General features: G+C 61.4%; 1 protein-coding gene. It reads left to right on the top strand.

Features of this window, described 5'->3' with window-relative positions; translation table 11 throughout:
- Positions 1-376 (top strand): immunoglobulin-like domain-containing protein (locus LCU97_RS26535; protein ID WP_232778219.1); only part of this gene is annotated, 376 nt, incomplete at both ends.

Here is a 376-nt window from a genome sequence, read left to right as displayed (position 1 = left end):
TATCGCTGCCGGCCAAACCACGGGCTCCGTCGCCGTCGATACCCCAGCGAACGACGTTTACAACAACGGCAGCACTGTCAGCACTACGATTACCGGCGCAACCGGCGGCAACTTCGAAAATCTGGTGCCTAGCAACACGCCTGCGGTCACCACGATCACCGATTCGGCGGACACTACCGGCCTGACGCTGAGCGCCAGCGAAACCATTACCGAAGGCGGTCAGATTACCTACACCGCCACGCTGACCAACCCAGCGCAGACGCCAGTCACCGTCACCTTGAGCAACGGCGCGGTCATCACCATCGCGGCGGGTCAAACTACCGGCACTGTCGCGGTCGACACCCCAGCCAATGACGTTTACAACAACGGCAGTACC

The organism is Pseudomonas uvaldensis, from assembly GCF_021271205.1.
GTDB lineage: Bacteria > Pseudomonadota > Gammaproteobacteria > Pseudomonadales > Pseudomonadaceae > Aquipseudomonas > Aquipseudomonas uvaldensis.
The sequence above is the reverse complement of the archived record's forward strand: the minus strand, read 5'-3'. Positions and strand labels throughout refer to the sequence as shown.